The organism is Streptomyces wedmorensis, from assembly GCF_000716445.1.
Lineage (GTDB): Bacteria > Actinomycetota > Actinomycetes > Streptomycetales > Streptomycetaceae > Streptomyces > Streptomyces wedmorensis.
This window is the reverse complement of sequence record NZ_JNWK01000011.1, coordinates 60166-74929: the sequence shown is the minus strand read 5'-3', so window position 1 is coordinate 74929 and position 14764 is coordinate 60166. Positions and strand designations below refer to the sequence as shown.

Sequence of the window (14764 nt, the reverse complement as noted above, 5' to 3'; positions counted from 1 at the left end):
CTTGCTCCGTCGGCGACAGCTGGTCAAATTTGACTACCAAGCTTTCGGGAGGAATCGACATGACGGCGGACGCGATCCTCGTGCAGGGCGCGCGCAAGCGGTACGGGGACAAGGACGCCCTGGCCGGCCTCGACCTGACCGTCGGGCGCGGCACCGTCCACGGCCTGCTCGGGCCCAACGGCGCGGGCAAGACCACGACGGTACGGATCCTGGCCACCCTGCTGCGTCACGACGAGGGCCTCGTGCGGGTGGCGGGACACGACGTGCGGACCGAGGCCAGGGAGGTGCGGCGGCGCATCGGGCTGCTCGGCCAGCACGCCGCCCTCGACGAGGAGCTGGGCGGGCGGCAGAACCTGGAGATGTTCGGCAGGCTCCACCACCTGGGCGCCCGGCGCGCAGGGACCCGGGCCGACGAACTCCTGGAACGCTTCGGCCTCGGCGACACCGGACGCAAGCCCGTCAAGCGGTACAGCGGGGGCATGCGGCGCCGGCTCGACCTCGCCGCCTCGCTGATCACCGAGCCCGAGGTGCTCTTCCTCGACGAGCCGACGACCGGACTCGACCCGCGCGGCCGGGGCGAGGTCTGGGACTCCGTGCGCTCGCTCGTCGGCGGGGGCACCACGGTGCTGCTGACCACGCAGTACCTGGAGGAGGCCGACCGGCTCGCCGACCGGATCTCCGTCGTGGACCGCGGGCGGGTCGTGGCCGACGGCACGGCCGACGAACTCAAGGCACGGGTCGGCGTGGACCGCATCGACGTGGTCGTACGGGACGCGGCGCGGATCGACGAGGCGGCCGCGCTGCTGCCCGTGGCGCGCGGCGACGTGGACGTGGACGCCGACCGGCGGCTGCTCAGCGCGCCCGTGAAGGACCGGATGGCCTCGCTCGCCGAGACCGTGCGGGCGCTGGGGGCGGCCGGGATCGAGGCGGAGGACATCGCCCTGCGGCGGCCGACGCTGGACGAGGTCTTCCTGCGCCTGACGGCGGGGGAGCGGGAGCCGGACCGGGACGCGTCCCGGCGGAAGGAGGTGGCGGCATGAGCGCCGCGTACGTGGTGAGCGACTGCTGGACGATGACCCGCCGGGAGCTCGCGCACTGGGCCCGGCAGCCGGTGGCGGTCCTCGTCGGCCTCGTCTTCCCGGTGATGATGCTGCTGATGTTCGGCTATCTGGTCGGCGGCGGGCGGGACGTCGAGGGCGACTACGTCGACTTCCTGGTGCCCGGAATGCTCACCCTGACCATGGTGTTCGGGCTCGAAGGCACCATGACGGCGGTGACCAGGGACCTGGACAAGGGCGTGGTCGACCGCTTCCGGTCGATGCCGATGGCCGACGGGGCGGTGCTCGTGGGACGGGCGGCCGCCGACATGCTCCAGTCGACGGTCGGGCTGCTCGTGATGGTCGGCGTCGGGTACGCGATCGGATGGCGGGCGCACGGCGGCCTCGGGAGCACCCTGGGGGCCCTGGGACTGTTGCTCCTGCTGCGGTTCGCGATGCTCTGGATCGGGATCTTCCTCGCCCTGGTCGCCGGGCGGCCCGAGCTGGTGCAGGCGGTGCAGATCCTGGTCTGGCCCGTCGGCTTCCTCTCCAACGCCTTCGCCGCGCCGGACTCGATGCCGGGCTGGCTCGGCACGTTCGTCGAGTGGAACCCGATGTCCGCGACGGCGACGGCGGTCCGTGAACTCTTCGGCAACCCCGGCGGTGAGCCGGGGCACGTCATGGCCGCGGTGGTGTGGCCGCTGGTGCTGCTGGCCGTCTTCTTCCCGCTGGCGGTACGGAAGTTCGGGCGCCTCGGGAAGTAGGAGCGCGGGAGTGGGAACCCGGGGGCGGCGAGCGGTGTATTGAAAGCAGCGGCTCACCGCGGGCCGCCCGAGGGAGGACGGGGGACGTGCCATGCGCAGGCCGGTGGGAGTGGTCGGCGCCGTCGTGGCGCTGGTATGGGCTGTGCTCGGCGGCTGTACGGGGCCGGGCGAGGATCCGAAGTCGGGTGCAGGGCGGGGAGGTTCGGGCCCGCCGGCCGTCGCGGGGGCGTTCGGGGCGCCGCCCCGGATGCCGTCCGGAGAGGAGCTGCCCGGCTGGGCGCACGGTCTGGGATTCGCGCGGGACGGCAGCGGGTTCGCGCTGCTCGTCGGATGCGTGAGTTCCGATGCGGCGCCGGGGACCGGTTTCTGCCGACAGCGGGTGGCCGTGCGGGACACAGGGGCGGCGGAGTGGGTCGTGCGGCGGTCTCCGCTGCCCGAGCTGCGCGCGTCGGAGGGCGCGTCGGCGAACCTGCTGGCCCTCGGGCCCGGCCGGGCGCTGATCGAGGACGGTGGCGGCGACCGGCCGGAGCGGACCTGGTTCACCCGGGACGGGGGCCGGAGCTGGCACGCCGTGGACCGGCGGACGGTCGGCGAGGTCGCGGAGATACCCGCCGACGCGGTGCTCGCCACCGAGTGCGCCGCACCGGCCGGGGCGCTGCCCGACGCGTGCCTACGGGAGCGGGTGGTCGTGGTGTCGCCCCAGGACGGGCGGCGCCGGACGCTCGCGGGGGCGCCCTCGCTGGGGGCGCACCCGCTGCCCGCCGCGCACCGGGAGCCCGACGGGTCCTGGTGGGTCGCGGGGACGGACCCGCTGTCCGGCCGATCGGCGGTCGCCTTCTCCCGGGACGGGGGCCGCGGCTGGACGGTGAGCCGGCTGCCCAGCCCGATGGACCGGCCGGGGCGGCACGTGGTGGTCGCGGTCGGCCAGGACGCGGTGTACGCGGCGGAGATGGGGGAGGTGGTGCCCGGCGAGCCCGTCAAGAACCCGATGAGGGCGCTGCACCGCTCGCCGGACGGCGGCCGGACGTGGCAGCGGGTGTGGACCACGGGCCCGACCGGGGAGCCCCGCTCGCTGCTGGGCGTGCCGGTGCCGGGCCCGGGCGGCCGGGTGGAGATCGGGGGGGAGCTGTCCGGGTACGGGAGCGTGGACGGCGGTCGTACGTTCGTCGGGCTCCGTGACGGCACGCACTACACCCGCCGCACCCCGCTCGGTCTGCTGCGCGAGGGGTCCCGCTGCGAGTACGAGCTGAGCGCGGACGGGGTGCGGTGGTCGGAGTTCCGGCTCGCCTGCGGGAGAGACTCCTCGTGAGCCGGGGCCGGTTCAGTGGTGGAAGGAGGTCGCCGCGTCCTTGTCGTGGGTGAAGGGACGCGGTTGGCGCCGGAGTTCGGGCAGGAGTCGTTTCAGGTCCTCGATGAACAGGTCGGCCAGGTCGGCGGAGAAGCCGTTGCGGCAGACCACGCGCAGGACGGACAGGTCCTCGCGGTGGGCCGGGAAGGTGTAGGCGGGGACCAGCCAACCCTGTTCGCGCAGGCGCCGGGAGACGTCGAAGACGTCGAAGGAGGTGACGTCGGGGGCGGTGGTGAAGGCGAAGACGGGCAGCTGGTCGCCGCGGGTGATGAGGCGGAAGTCGCCCATGGCCTCGATCCGTTCGGCGAGGCCGCGGGCGACGTCCCGGGCGGTCTGCTGGACCGTCCGGTAGCCCTCCCGGCCCAGCCTCAGGAAGGTGTAGTACTGCGCGACGACCTGGGCGCCGGGGCGGGAGAAGTTGAGGGCGAAGGTGGGCATGTCGCCGCCCAGGTAGTTGACGCGGAAGACGAGTTCCTCGGGGAGCTCGGCGGGCGAGCGCCACAGCGCCCAGCCGACGCCCGGGTAGACCAGGCCGTACTTGTGACCGGAGGTGTTGATCGAGGAGACGCGGGGGAGGCGGAAGTCCCACACCAGGTCCTCGTCGAGGAAGGGGGCGACCATGGCGCCGGAGGCTCCGTCGACGTGGACGGGGATGTCGAGGCCGGTGCGTTCCTGGAGGGCGTCGAGGGCGGCGCAGATCTCGGCGACCGGCTCGTAGGAGCCGTCGAAGGTGGAGCCGAGGATGGCGACCACGCCGATGGTGTTCTCGTCGCAGAGCGCGGCGGCGGACTCGGCGTCGAGGTGGAAGCGGTCGCCCTCCATGGGGACGAGCCGGGCCTCGACCTCCCAGAACTCGCAGAACTTCTCCCAGCAGACCTGGACGTTGACGCCCATCACCAGGTTGGGGCGGGCACTGGCCGGGTAGCGGTCGGCGTTCCGCTTCGACCAGCGGCGTTTGAGGGCGAGGCCGGCGAGCATGCAGGCCTCGCTGGAGCCGGTGGTCGAGCAGCCGACGGCCGAGTCCGGGTCCGGGGCGTTCCACAGCTGGGCGAGCATGGCGACGCAGCGGCGCTCCAGTTCGGCGGTGCGCGGGTACTCGTCCTTGTCGATCATGTTCTTGTCGCGGCACTCGGCCATGAGGACGCCGGCCTGGGGCTCCATCCAGGTGGTGACGAAGGTGGCCAGGTTGAGCCGGGAGTTGCCGTCGAGCATCAGTTCGTCGTGGACGAGCTGATAGGCGCTCATCGGCGGCAGCGGGCCGTCGGGGAGGCGGTGGCGGGGCGGAGCCTCGGTCATACCGCCGACCGGGTTGGCCTCTCCGAAAAAGGGGTTGAGCGCGAGCCGGCGTTCGTGTGCGGCCGGGGAGGCCTGGGGGCCCTGGTGCAGCGGCATGGGGGACTCCTTCTGTCCGGTGGCGGCGGGGCTGCCCGAGGGGCAGGGCCGTGGGCGGGGGGGCAAGGTCAGTGCAAGGCGTGGCCTTGGTGGTCGAGTTCGAGCTGGGGGCGGCCGGTGACGATCAGCCAGGCCGGGAGGGAGGCGAGGCAGAGCAGGGCGATGACCTCTGGGAAGCCGGCGAGGACGGCGCCCGTGAAGAGGCTGATCCAGCCCTGCCGGGTGGTGGCGAGGAGGACGCCGAGGACGGCGGAGGAGACGGCGACCGCGGGGTTGACCTCGGGGACGAGGGCCTGGGCGAGGAGCCCGAACGAGGACCCGATGAACACGGCGGGGAAGATCCGGCCGCCCACGAAACCGCACGAGGCGGCGACGAGCAGGGCCAGGAGTTTGACCACGGCGAACGTGGCGAGTTCGCCGGACGACCAGCTGCCGAGCGAGGAGGTCAGCTCCTTGACCTCCGCGAGGCCCTTGAAGAGGGTCAGGTGCCCGCCGAGGGCGCCCAGCAGGCCCAGCACGAGGCCGCCGAGGGGCAAGCATCAGCATGGGGTGGCGCAGCCGCCGGAAGAAGGCGTGGACATAGGGGAACAGGTAGCAGGCGGCGAGGCCGAAGGCGGCGGCGGCGGAGGCGATGACCAGCGCGGCGAGGACATCGCCGAAACCGGGATCGGTCAGCGGCGGGAGCCCCACGTCGAAGCTGGGTATGGACAGCAGCTGGGCGGTCATCGCGCCGGCGCCCGCGGCGACGAGCGGGGCGAAGAGGCGGTCCCAGAGGGAGCCGCGGCCCGGCTGGGCCGACAGGGCCTCGGAGAGGACGAGGGCGGCGGCCACCGGCGTACCGAACAGGGCGCCGATGGTGGCGGCCGAGGCCAGGGCCACCCAGGCCGCGCCGGGCAGCGAGGGCTGGGCCTTGCGGCCGAGCCAGTAGGCGAGGGCGATGTTCGCCGCGATGATCGGGTTCTCGGGGCCGAGACTGACCCCGCCCGCCAGCCCGAACACGCTCGCCACCAGGAGGCCCGGCACCACAGCGGGGGCGAACGGCGCGCCGCCGAGCCCTTCGGCGGCGGGGTCGGGTCCGGCGTGGCCGGGGAACTTCCACACGACGAGCCCCACGGCGATGCCGGTCGCCGTGAGCATGCTGATCATCCACAGGGAGGAGAAGCCGCCGATGCCGAGCGCGTCCGGCAGGTCGTCCCACAGAACCTCCTCGAATTGCTCCGCCAGGGCGCTGATCCCCAGGAACAGCAGGCTCGCCGCCACGCCCACGACAAGGGCGGGCAGGATCTGCGGCAGCAGCAGCCGCAGCTGGCTCTCGGGGGCGGAAGGTGACGGCGCGGGCGGAGCGTGATCGGTGGCCACCGCCCCACCATAAATGAGCAAAAGCCGCATAACATCCCGAGATTCGCGCCGAACGGGACTTGCACCTCACGTCGCGTCAGGCCCGAAGCTGACACGCGTACCGACAGAGAAAGGGGGGCGGAACGCCGATGGACCACTCCGTGGGACGGGTCGCCGGCCTCGCCGGGGTCACGGTGCGCACCCTGCACCACTACGACGCGATCGGGCTGCTCTCCCCGAGCGGCCGCAGCGCGGCGGGCCACCGCCGCTACGACGACGCGGACCTCGACCGGCTCCGGCAGATCCTGTTCTACCGGGAGCTCGGCTTCCCCCTCGAAGAGGTCGCCGCCCTCCTCGACGACCCGCACGCCGACCCGCAGGAGCACCTGGTTCTTCGAGTGCCACCCGAAGACCCGCGAAGGCCTCGCCGAGATGTACGTCACCGACGAGAACTTCCACGCCTTCTACGAGTCCATCCACCCCGGCCTCCCCGAGCACCTCCTCGGAGCCGTCCGGGCGAACACGGCCCGCCACACGGCCTGACCCCCGACGCGCCGGCAGCCGGGGCCGGCCACCCGTCCGGGGTGGCCGGCGCCGTGCGCGATCAGACCCCGCCACCCGCCGGGGCGCGTCAGGCGCGTTCCGCGATCACGACCGCGGTGCCGTACGCGCAGACCTCGGTTCCGACGTCCGCCGCCTCGGTCACGTCGAAGCGGAACATCAGCACGGCGTTCGCGCCGCGCGCCCGGGCCTGCTCGACCAGGCGTTCCATCGCCTGGTTGCGGGTCTGCACGAGGGTCTTCGTCAGGCCCTTCAGCTCCCCGCCGATCATCGACTTCAGGCCCGCGCCGATCTGGCTGCCCAGATGGCGGGAGCGCACGGTGAGCCCGAAGACCTCACCGAGGACCTGCCGGACCTCGTATCCCGGCACGTCGTTCGTGGTCACGACCAGCACGTCGGGCTGCGGCCCCTGGCCGCCGCCGTATTCCTCGATGCCCATCGGCATGCACCTCCTGACCCCCCACCCTCAGGCGCTGGAGCCGGGTCCGCATCCCGTGGGAGCCGGGTGGAACCGGGGGCGTCCGGTCCGCGTTGATAGCTTGGGACCAGCCGTCCCCATGCCCCCACCGACCGCAGGAGCCCGGAACCCGTGAACACGCTTGCCCTCGGACCGAGCTGGCTGGACCCGGATTATCTGATCCAGACCTTTGGTCTGATCGGTGTCCTGGTGATCGTCTTCGCCGAGTCCGGTCTTCTCATCGGGTTCTTCCTGCCCGGCGACTCGCTCCTCTTCACCACCGGCCTCCTCGTCACCACCGGCAAGCTGGACACGCCGCTGTGGCTGGTGTGCACCCTGGTGGTGCTCGCCGCCGTCGTGGGCGACCAGGTCGGCTACCTCTTCGGCCGGAAGGTCGGCCCGTCCCTCTTCAAGCGGCCCGACTCCAAGCTGTTCAAGCAGGAGAACGTCGAGAAGGCGCACGCGTTCTTCGAGAAGCACGGCCCGAAGTCGCTGATCCTGGCCCGCTTCGTCCCCATCGTGCGGACGTTCACGCCGATCATCGCCGGTGTCAGCCGGATGAACTACCGCTCGTTCATCACGTTCAACATCATCGGCGGCGTGCTGTGGGGCGCCGGCGTGACCCTGCTCGGCGCCTCCCTCGGCAAGGTCGAGTTCGTCCACCGCCACATCGAGATGATCCTCGTCGGCATCGTCCTGATCTCCGTGATCCCGGTCGTCATCGAGCTCCTCCGCGCCCGCTCCCAGTCCAAGAAGGCCCAGGACGCCGACGACCACGACGCCCCCGGCACCCCGAACCCCGGATCGCCCCGCGGCGGCCGCCACGCCAAGCGCTGACCGGAAGGCCCGGGCCCCGCGGGCCGACAGCCCGCGGACCCGAGCCGCAGGCCGGACAGGATCCGAGCCGCAGGCCGGACAGGACCCGAGCCGCAGGACCCGAGACGCAAGCCCGGAGGGCAGGACCCAGGTCCTGCCCTCCGGGCTTGCGGCGCTACGTTCCGGACGGGCCCTAGAAGCCTCGGGTCCGCTTCGCCGCCCGGCGTGCCGCTGCCGCGCCGGGCGCCTGCATGAAGAGCCGGGCCAGCTCGCTCCCGAGGTTCACCCCGATCGCGATCGCCAGGGCCAGGGCCGCCGCCTTCGCCAGCGAGGCGAAGCCCTGGTCCAGGTTGTTCTGGGCGATCGCGAGCACCCCGAAGTACGTCGCGGAACCCGGCAGCAGCGGGCCGATCGCCGCCGTCACGTACGGGAGCGACGAGGTGTGGTGGTAGCGGGCGATCAGCTGCCCGAAGAGCCCGACCAGGCCGGCCGCCACAGCCGTCGCCATCACCGTCGAGGCCTCCGCGGTCACCGCGATCGACGCGTAGATCACCCAGGCGACCCCGCCGTTCAGCGTCGCGAACAGCACCGTCGACCGCGACTGCTGCAACAGGATCGCGAAGGTCGCGCACAGCACCATCGACGCCAGGATCTGCGTCACCGGCCGCTCCACCGCCCGCAGCGCCCCCTCCGGGTTCAGCTGAGCGTCGAACTGCACGGCGACGTACAGCACCGACAGCACGCCCACCACGATCGCGACGAAGAAGTACGCCACCTCCAGGAGCCGGGCCGAGGCCGTGATGTAGAAACCGGTCAGACCGTCCTGCACGGCCGCCACGAGCGCCCGCCCCGGAATCAGCGCGAACAGCCCACCGGTGATCACCGCCGACGGCCGCAGATCCGCGTGCAGCAGCGTCAGGAGCACCCCCATCGCCGCCGGCGGCATCGCCGCCACCAGGAACTGGTAGAACTCCGGCAGCCCCCGCCCCGCGCACAGCCACGCGAGCCGGTCGCCGAGCACCGCGCCGAGCGCCGCCACGAAGAACACCGTCGGACCGCCGCCGAGCAGCACCGAGGCCGCGCCGGCGAGGACACCCGCCGCCGCCGTCAGCACCCACCCCGGATACGGATGCCGGTTCCGCCGTATCTCCGCCAGCCGCCGGTACGCCTCCTCCGGTGACACCTCGTGGGCCCGCGCGTTGATGTCCGCGAGCAGCTGGTACACCGCCGCGAGCCGCGTGTAGTCCGTGCCCCGGCGCCGTACCGTCCGGTTCGCCGTGATCGGGTCGTCCACGAGCGACGGCTGGTACGTGACGGACAGCAGGGTGAACGTGACCGTCGGCTCCACCCGGTCGAGACCGTACGAGCGGCAGATGGCGAACATCGCCGCCTCGACGTCCTCGGCGCCCTCCCCGCCCGCGAGCAGCAGCTCGCCGATGCGCAGGGTCAGGTCGAGCACGCGCGGCACCGACGGCCCCGACTCGTCCTCCTTGCGGGCCTCCGGCACCGGCCGCTCGTGCACCGGCAGCCGCAGCATGGTCCGCATCCGGTCCTGCCACGGCGCGTCCTGCGAGATCCGCACCAGGGGGATCCCGTACGCCGGCGTGAACACGGGCGGCGAGGTCTTCGACGAATACGTGGCCGGCGGCGCGAACGCCGAACCCTCCTGGTCCTGCGGCGGCTCCGCCGTCAGACCGGCCGGCAGCGAGAACTCGGAGGTCGGATGCTCCTCCTCGGGCGGTGCGGGCTTCTCCACCCCGGCCGGCGGCACGAACGCGCTCCGCGCCTCGTCCGACTGAGGCTTCCGGTCCTCCGGAGCCTCCTCGGGGCCCTCCGGCTCCGCCACCACTCTCTCCGCCTCATCCCCAGGGAATCGTGAATTCCAGTATGAAGGTGCGACGGACGTGCGAAAGGCGGTACACCCGGAGAGGTGCACCGCCTTCACACGATCACGACAGCGGGGGCTCAGTGGCCGCCCTGCTCCTTCGCGCGCGCGTACGACTTCTCGATCTCGGCCTCGGCCTCGGCGCGACCGACCCAGTCGGCGCCCTCGACGGACTTGCCGGGCTCCAGGTCCTTGTAGACCTCGAAGAAGTGCTGGATCTCCAGGCGGTCGAACTCGGCCACGTGGTGGATGTCGCGCAGGTGCTCCATGCGCGGGTCCGTCGCCGGGACGCACAGCAGCTTGTCGTCGCCGCCGGCCTCGTCCGTCATGCGGAACATGCCGATGGCGCGGCACTTGATCAGGCAGCCCGGGAAGGTGGGCTCGTCGAGGATGACGAGCGCGTCCAGCGGGTCGCCGTCCTCACCCAGGGTGTTCTCGACGTAGCCGTAGTCGGTCGGGTAGGCCGTCGACGTGAAGAGACGACGGTCCAGACGGATGCGACCGGTCTCGTGGTCGACCTCGTACTTGTTACGCGATCCCTTGGGGATCTCGATGAGAACGTCGAACTCCACGGGTGGCTCCTCCTGAATCAACACAAGTGACTGCTCGCGACGACGCGCGGTGATTAAGTGTCCCTCACGCACGTGTGTGATCGCGAAAGGGGCTGGTCAGCAGATGCCGCAGCCGAGAACGTGGCAGCTCACGGCGGGCTCCGCCGCCCTCGGACTCGTCCTGGCGGCCGTGGCGGTGACCGCGGCCGGACCTTGGGACGGAGGTCAGCGTACGGCCGAGCGGGCCCGCGCCGCCGCCCCCGCGGCGGGTGGCACGCGTCACGCCCCCGCCCCCGCCCCCGCCGCACCCCGCCGACCCGCCCCCGCGCCCAGCGCCCCCGGCGTCCTCACCGCCCTGCACGCCCCGGCACCCGCCGGACGCCCCGCCGACCTCGCCGCCGCCCTCGTCCCGCTCCTCGCCGACCCCGGCCTCGGCCCGCTCCGCACCGCCTCCGTCGTCGACACGGCCACCGGCCGGCAGCTGTACGGCGAAGGCGCCGGCACCCCGATGACCCCCGCCTCCACGGTCAAGATCGCCACCGTCGCCGCCGCGCTCTCCGCCCTCGGCACCGACCACCGCATCGCCACCACCGTCACCGCCGCCCCCGACGGCCGCACCGTCACCCTCACCGGCGGCGGCGACCCCACCCTCGACCCGGCCCGCCTGGCCGCCCTCGCCGCCGACACCGCCCGCGCCCTCACGAAGCGGGGCCACACCTCCGTACGCCTCACCTACGACACGCACCTCTACCAGGGCCCCGAGCTCCACCCCATCGGCCCCAACGAGAACATCGCCCCCGTCGTCGCCCTCATGACCGACGAAGGCCGCCTCGACGACAGCCGCAGCGGCCCCGCACCCCGCACCGCCGACCCCGCGGGCGACACCGCCAGGACCTTCGCAGGCCTCCTCGCCCGCAACGGCGTCCAGGTCACCGGCGACCCCGAACCCGGCCGCGCCCCGAAGGCCGACCCCCTCGCCCGCACGTACTCCGCACCCCTCGCCGACCTCGCCGAGCGCACCCTCACCCACAGCGACAACGACCTCGCCGAAGCCCTCGCCCGGCAGACCGCCCTCGCCCACAAGCGCCCCGCCAGCTTCCAGGGCGCCGAGCGGGCCGTACGCGACGAGATCGCCCGGCTCGGCCTGCCCGTCACCGGAGCCCGCTTCGCCGACGGCAGCGGCCTCGACCGCCGCGACCGGGTCTCCGCCACCCTCCTCACCGGCCTCCTCACCCGCGCGGCCGACCCCACCCGCCCCGCCCTGCGCCCCCTCCTCACCGGCCTCCCCGTCGGCGGCTTCACCGGCACCCTCGCAGGGCGCTACGACACGGGCTCACCGGGCGCCGGACTCGTCCGCGCCAAGACCGGCACCCTCACGGGCGTCAACACGCTCGCCGGCACTGTCGTCACCCCCGACGGCCGCCTCCTCGCCTTCGCCTTCCTCGCCGGCCGCACCCCCTCCCCGTACGAAGCCCAGCCCGCCCTCGACCGGCTCTCCACGGCACTCGCGGAAAGCGGCTGACACCGGCCCGGACCACCGACGACCCGCACCGAACCGACACCGATCCGGCGCCGAGACCGTACGGTTGACGCATGACGAGCATCGGTGGCGCAGGCACATCCGGGATGGTCGACTGGAACCTCGCGGTCGCGACCGCGACCCGCCTCGTGCGGCCCGGACCCGAAGTCAGCCGCGACGAAGCCCGCGAGGTCGTCGCCGAACTCCGCAGGCACGCCAAGGCGTCCGAGGAACACGTCCGCGCCTTCACGCGGATGATCCCCGAAGGCGTCGAACCGCACGACACCCCCGTCCTCGTCGTCGACCGCGCCGGCTGGATCAAGGCCAACGTCGCCGGCTTCCGCGAACTCCTCACCCCGCTCCTCGGCAAGATGCAGGACCGCCGCGCCGGCACCCCCGGCAACGCCGTCATCGGCGCCCTCGGCGGCAAGGTCACCGGCGTCGAGCTCGGCATGCTGCTGTCGTTCCTCGCCTCCCGCATCCTCGGCCAGTACGAGACCTTCGCCCCCGTCACCCGCGACCTCCCGGGCGGCGGCGAAGGCGGCGGACGCCTCCTCCTCGTCGCCCCCAACATCGTCCACGTCGAACGCGAACTCGACGTCTCCCCGCACGACTTCCGGCTCTGGGTCTGCCTCCACGAGGAGACCCACCGCACCCAGTTCACCGCCGTCCCCTGGCTCCGCGACCACCTCCAGGGCGAAATCCAGTCGTTCCTCAGCGCCACCGACGTCGACCCCGGCACCGTCGTCGAACGGCTCCGCGAAGCAGCCCAGACCCTCGCCGGCGGCCGCCCCGACGCCGAGGAGGGCGAACCGTCCCCCTCCTTCGTCGAACTCGTCCAGACCCCCGAGCAGCGCGAGATCCTCGGCCGCCTCACCGCCGTCATGTCCCTCCTCGAAGGCCACGCCGACTACGTCATGGACGGCGTCGGACCGCAGGTCGTGCCCTCCGTCGCCGAGATCCGCGAGAAGTTCAAGGAACGCCGCGCACGCGGCGCCTCCCGCCTCGACCTCGCCCTGCGCAAGCTCCTCGGCCTCGACGCCAAACTCCGCCAGTACCGCGACGGCGAACGCTTCGTCCGGGCCGTCGTCGACCAGGTCGGCATGGACGGCTTCAACCGCGTGTGGACCTCGCCCAACACGCTCCCCACCAAGTCGGAGATCGCCGCACCCGCCGACTGGATCGCGAGGGTGCACCGTAAGGCAGACTCATGAGACAGGAGCGCCAGACGGCCCAGGAACACGTGAGAACACCCCACCAATCACCCATCCGAGGGACCCTGGGCATGGGGTGAGGCGTGCAATGCTCGGGTAACGGTCGGGTTTCTGTCACCATCGACGCACTCTGAGTGACCGAAACCCCCTTTCCGACCGTTAAGACTCCGACCGAGGCACCCCACCCCATCACGAAGGGCACCGGACATGGGTCCCCATCCTGCGGTCGCGGCGATACGCCTGGCGGTCCGCCGCGTACTCCACGACGTTCTCACCGAGCACCAGACCGACCCCACCACCGCACCCGACGCACCCCAACCCCTGGTGCTCGTCGCATGCTCCGGAGGCGCCGACTCCATGGCGCTCGCCTCCGCCCTCGCCTTCGAAGCCCGCAAGCTTCCCGTACGGGCCGGCGGCATCACCGTCGACCACGGCCTCCAGGACGGCTCCGACAACCGGGCCGCCGAGGTCGCCGGACGCATGACCGCCCTCGGCCTCACCCCCGTCGAGGCCGTCACCGTCACCGTCGGCCGCGAAGGAGGCCCCGAGGCAGCCGCCCGCGACGCGCGCTACGCCGCACTCGACGAAGCCGCCGCGCGCCACGGCGCCGCCGCGATCCTCCTCGGCCACACCCGGGACGACCAGGCGGAGACCGTCCTCCTCGGCCTCGCCCGCGGCTCCGGCATCCGCTCCCTCTCCGGCATGGCCGCCGTCTCCGGCGCCAGCCGCCGCTACCGGCGCCCCTTCCTCCAGCTCGACCGCCAGACCGTCCGCAAGGCCTGCATCGCACAGGAACTCGCCGTCTGGGACGACCCCCACAACAGCGACCCCGCCTACACCCGCTCCCGGCTCCGCCACGAAGGCCTCCCCGCCCTCGAGAAGGCACTCGGCAAGGGCGTCGTCGAAGCCCTCGCCCGAACGGCCCAGCTCTCCCGCGACGACGCCGACGCCCTCGACACCTGGGCCGCCGACGCCGAGACCGCCGTACGCGACGAGGCGGGCGCCCTCGAGTGCGCCAAGCTCTTCGGGCTGCCCCCCGCCGTACGCCGCCGCGTCCTGCGCCGCGCCGTCATCGCGGAGGGCGCCCCGGCCGGCTCCCTCTTCGCCCGGCACATCGAAGAAGTCGACCGGCTCATCACCGGCTGGCGCGGCCAGGGAGCCATCAACCTGCCCGGCCGAGTCGAAGCCCGCCGCCAGGGTGGCAGACTGGTCATCCGGCAAGGCTGACGCACGCGCAACGAAAGTGACCCGGGTGAACGAGAAGGACATGGGCACCGACCTCCAGTCGGTGCTCATCACCAAGGAAGAGATCGACGCCAAGCTGGCAGAGCTGGCCGCGAAGATCGACGCGGAATACGCGGGCAAGGACCTGCTCATCGTCGGAGTCCTCAAGGGCGCCGTGATGGTGATGGCGGATCTGGCACGCGCCCTTTCCACCCCCGTCACCATGGACTGGATGGCCGTCTCCTCGTACGGCGCCGGCACCCAGTCCTCGGGCGTCGTCAGGATCCTCAAGGACCTCGACACCGACATCAAGGGCAAGCACGTCCTGATCGTCGAGGACATCATCGACTCCGGCCTGACCCTGTCCTGGCTCCTGTCGAACCTCGGCTCGCGCGAGCCCGCCTCCCTCGAGGTGTGCACCCTGCTGCGCAAGCCCGAGGCCGCCAAGGTCGCCATCGACGTCAAGTGGATCGGCTTCGACATCCCCAACGAGTTCGTCGTCGGCTACGGCCTCGACTACGCCGAGAAGTACCGGAACCTCCCGTTCGTCGGCACGCTCGCCCCGCACGTCTACGGCGGCTGACCGCTCGGCCGGCATTCCCGCCGTTCGGGGAACCCGCACCGCCTTCCCTCCGTTGAACCACGGGAAGGCGGTCGC

General features: G+C 72.6%; 13 protein-coding genes and 2 pseudogenes. 10 read left to right on the top strand and 5 right to left on the bottom strand.

The annotated features are described in order from the left end of the window. The first annotated feature begins 59 nt into the window (after nt 1-59). From OO54_RS11885 to OO54_RS11875, 3 genes are all read left to right on the top strand, one after another. Entirely contained in the window at nt 60-1040 is a 981-nt protein-coding gene (locus OO54_RS11885; protein ID WP_033202826.1) for a daunorubicin resistance protein DrrA family ABC transporter ATP-binding protein, read from the top strand. Continuing rightward, nucleotides 1037-1801 (top strand): ABC transporter permease, encoded by a 765-nt coding sequence (locus OO54_RS11880; RefSeq protein WP_017240069.1) that lies wholly within the window; start codon nt 1037-1039, stop codon nt 1799-1801. Before OO54_RS11885 ends, OO54_RS11880 begins: the two co-directional genes overlap by 4 nt. Nucleotides 1802-1892: 91 nt before the next feature. After that, nucleotides 1893-3110 carry a beta propeller repeat protein gene (locus OO54_RS11875; protein ID WP_234439213.1) on the top strand — a complete coding sequence of 406 codons (1218 nt, stop codon included), beginning with the start codon at nt 1893-1895 and terminating at the stop codon, nt 3108-3110. Between the two features lie 12 nt (nt 3111-3122). On the opposite strand, the gene gad is transcribed toward OO54_RS11875, so the two are convergent. Next, nucleotides 3123-4541: a glutamate decarboxylase gene (gene gad, locus OO54_RS11870; protein WP_033202825.1), complete on the bottom strand. Its 1419-nt coding sequence runs from the start codon at nt 4539-4541 to the stop codon at nt 3123-3125. Between the two features lie 68 nt (nt 4542-4609). Further along, nucleotides 4610-5900, bottom strand: a pseudogene (locus OO54_RS41475) (ion channel protein). 128 nt (nt 5901-6028) lie between these two features. On the opposite strand from OO54_RS41475, the pseudogene OO54_RS48540 reads away from it, so the two are divergent. Beyond that, a pseudogene (locus OO54_RS48540) lies at nt 6029-6268 on the top strand (MerR family transcriptional regulator); the annotation flags it as partial. A gap of 43 nt (nt 6269-6311) precedes the next feature. Beyond that, nucleotides 6312-6422 (top strand): hypothetical protein, encoded by a 111-nt coding sequence (locus OO54_RS48535; protein WP_324611630.1) that lies wholly within the window; start codon nt 6312-6314, stop codon nt 6420-6422. Nucleotides 6423-6510: 88 nt separating this feature from the next. Here the strand turns inward: OO54_RS48535 and OO54_RS11860 are convergent, their stop codons facing one another. Further along, entirely contained in the window at nt 6511-6879 is a 369-nt protein-coding gene (locus OO54_RS11860) for a YbjQ family protein (RefSeq protein WP_017240065.1), read from the bottom strand. 150 nt (nt 6880-7029) lie between these two features. On the opposite strand from OO54_RS11860, the gene OO54_RS11855 reads away from it, so the two are divergent. Further along, the gene (locus tag OO54_RS11855; RefSeq protein WP_017240064.1) at nt 7030-7734 is read left to right on the top strand and encodes a DedA family protein; all 705 of its coding nucleotides are present in this window, start codon (nt 7030-7032) and stop codon (nt 7732-7734) included. Between the two features lie 172 nt (nt 7735-7906). Here OO54_RS11855 and OO54_RS11850 read toward each other — a convergent pair whose 3' ends face one another. Together OO54_RS11850 and OO54_RS11845 are read right to left on the bottom strand one after the other, a co-directional pair. Then, a complete protein-coding gene (locus OO54_RS11850) occupies nt 7907-9562 on the bottom strand; it encodes a threonine/serine exporter family protein (RefSeq protein WP_033202824.1) in 1656 nt (551 codons plus the stop codon). Nucleotides 9563-9678: 116 nt separating this feature from the next. Beyond that, complete coding sequence (locus OO54_RS11845; RefSeq protein WP_015034462.1) at nt 9679-10170, bottom strand: inorganic diphosphatase; 492 nt, start codon at nt 10168-10170, stop codon at nt 9679-9681. A gap of 103 nt (nt 10171-10273) precedes the next feature. Between OO54_RS11845 and dacB the strand changes: the two genes are divergently transcribed. The 4 genes from dacB to hpt all read left to right on the top strand — a co-directional run bounded on the left by dacB (nt 10274) and on the right by hpt (nt 14689). Further along, nucleotides 10274-11671, top strand: a complete 1398-nt coding sequence (dacB, locus tag OO54_RS11840; RefSeq protein ID WP_033202823.1) for a D-alanyl-D-alanine carboxypeptidase/D-alanyl-D-alanine endopeptidase — start codon at nt 10274-10276, stop codon at nt 11669-11671. Between the two features lie 71 nt (nt 11672-11742). After that, the gene (locus OO54_RS11835; protein WP_078905157.1) at nt 11743-12882 is read left to right on the top strand and encodes a zinc-dependent metalloprotease; all 1140 of its coding nucleotides are present in this window, start codon (nt 11743-11745) and stop codon (nt 12880-12882) included. Nucleotides 12883-13089: 207 nt separating this feature from the next. Next, nucleotides 13090-14109, top strand: coding sequence for a tRNA lysidine(34) synthetase TilS (tilS, locus tag OO54_RS11830; protein WP_033202821.1), 1020 nt, complete (start codon nt 13090-13092; stop codon nt 14107-14109). 40 nt (nt 14110-14149) lie between these two features. After that, nucleotides 14150-14689 (top strand): hypoxanthine phosphoribosyltransferase, encoded by a 540-nt coding sequence (gene hpt / locus OO54_RS11825; RefSeq protein WP_030219931.1) that lies wholly within the window; start codon nt 14150-14152, stop codon nt 14687-14689. Nucleotides 14690-14764 lie beyond the last annotated feature (75 nt).